General features: G+C 28.3%; 6 protein-coding genes. All 6 read right to left on the bottom strand.

Annotated features, from left to right (window positions below; all coding sequences use genetic code 11):
* Positions 1-29: 29 nt before the first annotated feature.
* Complete coding sequence (locus FLJC2902T_RS15430; RefSeq protein ID WP_023580737.1) at positions 30-1,418, bottom strand: hypothetical protein; 1,389 nt, start codon at positions 1,416-1,418, stop codon at positions 30-32.
* Between the two features lie 162 nt (positions 1,419-1,580).
* Entirely contained in the window at positions 1,581-2,033 is a 453-nt protein-coding gene (locus FLJC2902T_RS15425) for a hypothetical protein (protein WP_023580736.1), read from the bottom strand.
* Between the two features lie 160 nt (positions 2,034-2,193).
* Entirely contained in the window at positions 2,194-2,790 is a 597-nt protein-coding gene (locus FLJC2902T_RS15420) for a hypothetical protein (protein ID WP_023580735.1), read from the bottom strand.
* A gap of 170 nt (positions 2,791-2,960) precedes the next feature.
* Positions 2,961-3,386 carry a cytochrome c oxidase assembly factor Coa1 family protein gene (locus FLJC2902T_RS15415; RefSeq protein ID WP_023580734.1) on the bottom strand — a complete coding sequence of 142 codons (426 nt, stop codon included), beginning with the start codon at positions 3,384-3,386 and terminating at the stop codon, positions 2,961-2,963.
* A gap of 181 nt (positions 3,387-3,567) precedes the next feature.
* A complete protein-coding gene (locus tag FLJC2902T_RS15410) occupies positions 3,568-3,852 on the bottom strand; it encodes a hypothetical protein (RefSeq protein WP_023580733.1) in 285 nt (94 codons plus the stop codon).
* 7 nt (positions 3,853-3,859) lie between these two features.
* Positions 3,860-4,195: hypothetical protein (locus FLJC2902T_RS15405; protein WP_035679257.1), on the bottom strand; the 336-nt coding region annotated here is incomplete at its 5' end.

Here is a 4,195-nt window from a genome sequence, read left to right as displayed (position 1 = left end):
TTGCTGCAAACTGCTGTTGTGTGAAGTTTTTAATTCTTTATTTCTGCTCCTTCACTATTAAACAATTTACAAGGATATTTTATACCCCAAGATTTTTCAAATTCAGTTAAATTTAAATCTAATGCTTTTTCACCATCCATAATATAAAGCAAAACATTATTGTCAGGTAATAAAATCCAAATGGAAGTATTGTCTTCCTCATCAAAAAATTCAAAAAATATCCCTTTTTCAATGAAACTTTTTTCAAATCTATAATTGCAGCCACAATGGTTCATTTGAGAAGTTTTAATAGCTTCATTTAAATCAAAAGAAGGTTTAACATTATTTTTTTCATACCAATTTAAACCTGCAACATAATCATCTTGCTTTTTCCATTCGATAGGATTTTTATTTACACTTTCTATATTGTAGTTATTGATTGGTTTATTGTTGAAATAATAAATATCTAATTTTGAGTTAGTATTTCTTGCTAAATAACTTTTTATGAATTTAATATTTTGAACTCTCGTTACAATGTTCTTATAATTTTTAATAATTGAATCTCTTGAGTATATTGTATTTCCTGTTTCCGAAGCTAAAAATTGCAAATATACATTTGGAAGCATTTCAATATTTTGTAAAGAAATTTTCAATGTTTTGGGTTCATCCCAAATATACCTTCCTCTACCATAAACTTCTTCAAAAGACAAAATATTAAAAGTAGATTTTAGTTCTTCAATTTCCTCTTGATAACTATACGCAGACAGTTTATAAAGATTTTTGATATTATTATCGATAATTTTATTTACTAAGTATTTTAAGAGTTCATCTCCTTCAATGGGTTCTTTTATTTTTTGTGGCACATTGAATAAGTGATTGATAATTCTTTCAACCTCGTAATTATAAATAGTATCACTTTCACCAGTCCAGGGCATAGCATAACCCCATGAATATTTTCTTGAACTGTATTTATTTATAATAGTATTGTTTTTATATACTTCTATATCAATTTGATTTCTGTAGTGATTATGCATGGTATAACAACAACCATTTGATAAGTAATCAAGGAGTTGTTTTTTGAAATTTTCCACGTCCTGTAATTCCTTAAAAATAAATTTTTTCTGTTGTGTATTCCAATCAATTTCTAGTTTATTGGAGTATAATTTTAGAAGTTTCTCAGGATTGTTTTTTATATAAGCTGTATCAATTTTATATTTAGCTAATAAGTAGTTTTTATTATCAATTTTTTTTAGTTCTTCTAAAATTTTTGATATAACTTTTTTATTAGTAATTATTTTATTTTCAGACTTATATAAGGAGTCTGAAGAGTTAAATCTGGCTGCAAGTAAATTTTTCGTAACAACAATTTTATCAACAGAATTTTGACAATTTGCGGATATATAAAATGATAAAAATATTAAGAATATTGTTTTACGCATCGTTTTTCCAAAATTTCACACAACGTCCCGCCGGCTTTGTGGAGGCGGGGATTTTTGTTCCTTTAGTTTGTTTTATCACTAAGTCAAATATACAAAAAGATCGTCCCATTATACACCAAACCCCGCTTTCACAAAACCGCTGTTGTGTGTAGTTATTAATTTTTATCTCCAATTTTCCAATTTCCAGTCAGATTCTAAATATTCAATTATTAATGTATCATTGAAAATACCATGAGGAGACAATTTTAAATCCTTTTCATCCAGTTTTTTCTTGAATTCAGCTGCCAAAGTTTTTCGATTAACTATCCTCCATCCTAAATGTTCACCTCGAATGTTATGTTCAGTTCTTACATTTTCATGGGCAACATAGTTCGAAGGCAATTCATACTTCCCGATAAAATCTACAATTTTTCTGCGATGTGCAATTTTTAACGGAAAATAGATGTTCCATCTTTCCATTTCATCGATTTCAGATTGCGTTATGTTTTTTTCTGCTTTTATAGGAGCTAGAATTCTAACGTATTCTCCAAAAACTTCGATATTTTCAACGTATTGGATAAAACCATATCCTTTATTAGTTTTAATGCTAAATATGTCTCCTGTTTGAATTTTCATCTCGTTTTACGATAATTACACACAACGTCCCGCCGGCTTCATGAAGTTGGGGATATTTATTCCCAAACCATTCCTTCAAGACTGAAGTCAAATATATAAAATTACCTTTAAATTTAGCCTTAAAACCCCAATTTCATGAAACCGCTGTTATAAGCCGTTTTTAAATTTGAATACAGAGCTTATATTTCTTATCGTCTGAGCAATTCTTTAAATAGTTTTCATCATTCAAGTCGCGATTTTTCTTTACACAATTAATGATTTCGGTTATTTCATCAGAGTTTAATTCAGACTTCGCATTTATTTGATATGTTAAGAGTTCTGGAGCTCTTCCTAATTTAATTTTCAAGCTTGTATTAAAATTGCTTTTCAAATTTATTTTTGAAATTAGTTCATCATATTCAATTGTAGAAATAATTAATTCAAAACTCTCAAATTGTCTTTCTAATAAAAATTCACCTTTAGAGTTAGGATATATGATTGAAATAATGTTACCAGAATTATCTTTTATAATGATATCTACAAATTCTATTGGTTTACCTTTTGAATCTGTAATAATACCATTTATTCTTTTAGTATCAGTTTGGTTTGGCGTTTCGATTAATTCAATGGAATTTGAATCATCTTCATTTTGAAAACTAAACCAATATTCATACTTAAATTCACGCTCAGAATCAACTTTTTCAAAATGCCATTTTTGTGCATAATTAAAAGTAGAATGAAGAATGAATACCAGTATTATTATCGTTTTCGTTTTCATAAAATGGCTTATAACGTCCCGCCGGCTTTGAGAAGGTGGGGGATTGTTTTTCCAAAAGTATAAATTAAAGATTTAGTTTACAAATACAAAACCAACTTTAAATTTTGCCCTAAAGCCCCACTTGCTCAAAACCGCTGTTAACTGCTGGTGATTCTTATAATGATTTAATATTATTGTATAATTTTTATTTCTTCACCGGTTTTTTTTATCCTGATTCTAATATTTTTATATTCCCACTTTTCACCATTCTTATCAGCAGAAATATCCATTTTTCCGTTTCCATTTTTTCCAGAAACTCTAAATGTGGCATTAACAGTTTTATTGTTGTTAGAATATACTGAATTACCTTCCATAATTGCAAGTTTATCAATTGGTTCTAATTTCCCTAAACTTAGAATTACTTGATTGTTTTTATTTGCTTCATTAATGGCATTTTGGCAAAGAGAAGGATCGACATAAGTTTGAGCAAAATCACTTAAACCACTTAGATTTGAATTGATTGTAAGAATAACAATTAAGACAAATCCAGACAGAGGAATAAACCATTTCCAATTTTTTTTCCACCAATTTTTTTCAGTAATCAATTCGTTATCCATTTCTAAATTTTATTTTACGATCTCGGTTTACGTTCAGTTTGGGCTCACTAGCAGTTAACGTCCCGCCGGCTTTGAGAAGGTGGGGGATTGTTCTCCCAAAAGTATAAATTAAAGATTTAGTTTACAAATACAAAAACAACTTTAAATTTTGCCCTAAAGCCCCACTTGCTCAAAACCGCTGTTAACGGCTGTTTTTGTTTTCTGTTATTTCATCTTTATCAAGTTCAGGTGTTGCACTTACTCTCGATAAAAAATGAATAGTTCCAGTAGTTTTGAATTTTTTTGTAGCCAAAATTATCCCCAATATTAAACCGATTAGACTTAATGCAATTCCAGAAATTAACCCAAAAGCATTTTCAAAATTGCAATAAATAATAAAACCAATTCCCAAACCAATTAGAGTAGGAGAGATTACAATTTGTATCCAGCCAATTATTTCCGTTATTAATTCAAATATTTTGTGCACTTGATTTTTAATAAAGTTTTAAATATTCGTCTAAAAATTCACCCTCTAAATCAGTCTCAATTTCATAATATCCTATTTTCTTATCTAAATTTTGAAATAAATCTAATCTGGTTTTAATTGACGTTTTATTTTCGATAATAGTGAAGGAATAATTTTTAAAATTTATGGTTAACTGCTCTTTATTTACTCCATTGAAAATTTCTGCAATTTCGTTTTCAGAATTTTGAGCGAATATATTATCAAACATTGTAAATGCTCTGTTTTTTAAATTGAGCAATTCACATTTTTTAATAAGAATATTTTCTATCTCCGAGTTTTTCATAAAATTGCCGTTAACGTCCCG

This window comes from Flavobacterium limnosediminis JC2902, from assembly GCF_000498535.1.
Taxonomy (GTDB): domain Bacteria; phylum Bacteroidota; class Bacteroidia; order Flavobacteriales; family Flavobacteriaceae; genus Flavobacterium; species Flavobacterium limnosediminis.
Note: the sequence above shows the minus strand (reverse complement) of the source record. Positions and strands in the feature narration are given on the sequence as shown.